The sequence below is a fragment of the Vibrio sp. 10N.261.52.A1 genome (assembly GCF_002876325.1).
Classification (GTDB): Bacteria; Pseudomonadota; Gammaproteobacteria; order Enterobacterales; family Vibrionaceae; genus Vibrio; species Vibrio chagasii.
This window is the reverse complement of the sequence record NZ_MCYD01000823.1, coordinates 1-2,324: the sequence shown is the minus strand read 5'-3', so window position 1 is coordinate 2,324 and position 2,324 is coordinate 1. Positions and strand designations below refer to the sequence as shown.

General features: G+C 40.6%; 3 protein-coding genes and 1 pseudogene. All 4 read right to left on the bottom strand.

Annotated features, from left to right (window positions below; genetic code table 11):
• Nucleotides 1-24: 24 nt before the first annotated feature.
• Complete coding sequence (locus BCT81_RS17245) at nt 25-534, bottom strand: GNAT family N-acetyltransferase (protein WP_239931045.1); 510 nt, start codon at nt 532-534, stop codon at nt 25-27.
• A 32-nt stretch (nt 535-566) separates the two neighbouring features.
• A complete protein-coding gene (locus tag BCT81_RS17240; protein ID WP_102425241.1) occupies nt 567-1,031 on the bottom strand; it encodes a cupin domain-containing protein in 465 nt (154 codons plus the stop codon).
• 292 nt (nt 1,032-1,323) lie between these two features.
• Nucleotides 1,324-2,091: an alpha/beta hydrolase gene (locus tag BCT81_RS17235; protein WP_102425240.1), complete on the bottom strand. Its 768-nt coding sequence runs from the start codon at nt 2,089-2,091 to the stop codon at nt 1,324-1,326.
• 44 nt (nt 2,092-2,135) lie between these two features.
• Nucleotides 2,136-2,324: pseudogene (locus tag BCT81_RS29615) on the bottom strand (histone acetyltransferase); the annotation flags it as partial.

The window sequence follows — 2,324 nt, the reverse complement described above, 5'->3', positions numbered from 1 at the left end:
CCACAGGTTAAATGCCAGCAACTCTTAAACTTGATATTCAGCCATTGCTAAATGGTACTCCACAGTATTTGCGTTACTAGAGGTAATCTCTTGAAAGCCCAAATTCTTCAACACCGAAGCGCTTTTGTGATTCCAAGAGTGAACACCAGCCCAAATTTCGCCTTGATAGCCGGAACTCTGAACTTGTGACAATAATGCTTTGCACATTTGCGTAGCAATTCCCTTCCCCCAACATTTGGGGCTAATCCAATAAGCTAACGCAAGACAATTTTCCAAAGGGAGTAACGTGACCTGACCAATAACTTGCGAATCGTTTAAATGCCGACAACTCCAAACATAGCACTTACCCTCTTCCCACTCTAAAGCACGCTCTAAACACCACTCCCGTGCTTGTGTAAGCGTTTTGATGTCTGCTAAAGGAAGCGACTTAGGGAACAAATCTGAACCTACAGATTTGAGCAAGTAAACAGCGTCATCAACGACCACTGGTCTAAATGTAAGGTCTGAGCATTCGAATTGTCTTGTGAATGTCAAAACTCCCTTCCTATCTACTAATATGAAAAAGGCTAATAGCGCGTGCCGTCCTTTCTGCATGCCACCCAATTACCAGAACTTGCTTCTACCCACTTAAAATCGTCGTCCGGGTAATGAGCTTTATCACCTGCTACGCGGCTACCTATAACAATAAACTTTGCCTGTTTGTCACTTCGGTTTACTAAATGATGCCCATTCTCGACACCACCGGGAAAACCAACGCACATTCCTCGCTTCATAACTTGCTCACCGCCGTCCATGATTAAGCACAGCTCACCTTCAAGCAAATATAGGAACTCGTCGGATTTTGTGTGCCAATGCCTTAAAGCTGATTGCGCATTGGATTCAAGTATCTCTAGGTTCACTCCAAACTGGGTTAAGCCAAATAGGTCTCCCAGCCCCTTGCATTCAGAGTCCCCCAGAATTGATTTGTATGGCTCTGGAAACGGGTTAAAAGTGTCACCGATTAAGCTTGCAGTATCTTTTACTTTCGTCATATTTTTCCTCAGTGGGATGTGATACAAAGCTCGACAGCGAAGATTGATAAGCTTCTCTAACCTCAAGACTTAGCGAACTGTTAAAATGCTTTTAATCTGAATCCCTCAAGCTTGCGTATTGAATCGATAAATCACTCTTTACATTAGATTTCTTGTACTTTGCCGATTTTTAAAAACACATAGTCTTGAAATATTCCAAACTGAACCCTTCACCGGAAAAAGAAATACCAAGCCTTATGAATCAGAATGGGGACGGTTGTAGCTGTTTTTCGTTCCAGATATAAGTGGTAGTTTACAGATGTTTATTCAACCAACATATCGTATGATCACGCATATCATTCGAAAAATAATGTGATTCGTCAGCCAAATTAAACGCAATTTCAGTATTATTTTTATCGTATTTACTCTTAACCTTTTCAAAAAAGTCTTTCGCGAACTTAGCTGGAACCCAATCATCTCTCTCGCCATTTATAATTAGCATTGGGCGACTTTCATTTTCAAGAAGATACAAACATGGATCGATCTCTTTCATATACCTAATTGCTAACTTTTCGTCTTCGTTAAAAGTCTTATTGTCCGAATCTGCTTTTAATGCGAACTTCTCCAAACCGACGAAATCAGGAGAACCAAGAATAGGCACCGCAACTTTAATCTGGTTATTTTGAGTCAGCGAATAGAATGTAGACAGTGCCCCCATCGAAATGCCGACAAGAGCTATCCTTGATGGGTCAATCCGAATATCTTCTTGATAATGCTTAATAAGTGTATCAATGTCGTTTGCGTTCTGCTTGATAACCTGTGTCACCCTTTTAATAAAACGCGAGTGGCTATCCATGCTCTGAGCTTTGCCATCATTCCTCTCACCGTGGCTATCTGAATCAAAACAGATGACTGAATAACCCTGGAGAGCTAGGTTTAACGCCAAATTAGAACCTTCATACTTATCATTGTTCCAACCATGACAGATGATGACTAAAGGGCTTTTCACCCACTCTCTGTTGCAATAAAGCATGTGTACAATCTCACCTAAATCAACTTTTTCGACAAAAACACCTTCCATGATTCCTCTTACCCTTAGTTATAAGTCACTTACGCTTCCATTTGTTAGCCGTCTATTAATGCTTTTTGATAAAAGATTTTGTCTACTCCTTCTTTCAAATAATCCTTATAACGACCTACCTCCTTAAAACCATGAGACTCATAAAAGTCGGGGGCTTGGAACGTATAAGTGTCAACTGCAATATTACGTATTTCTCGCTCTTTACAATACATCTCTATCCTTCGTATTAGTGC

Coding starts and splice junctions, on each gene's coding strand:
- BCT81_RS17235 (WP_102425240.1), bottom strand. CDS start 2,091: ATGGAAGGTGTTTTTGTCGAAAAAGTTGATTTAGGTGAGATTGTACAC.
- BCT81_RS17240 (WP_102425241.1), bottom strand. CDS start 1,031: ATGACGAAAGTAAAAGATACTGCAAGCTTAATCGGTGACACTTTTAAC.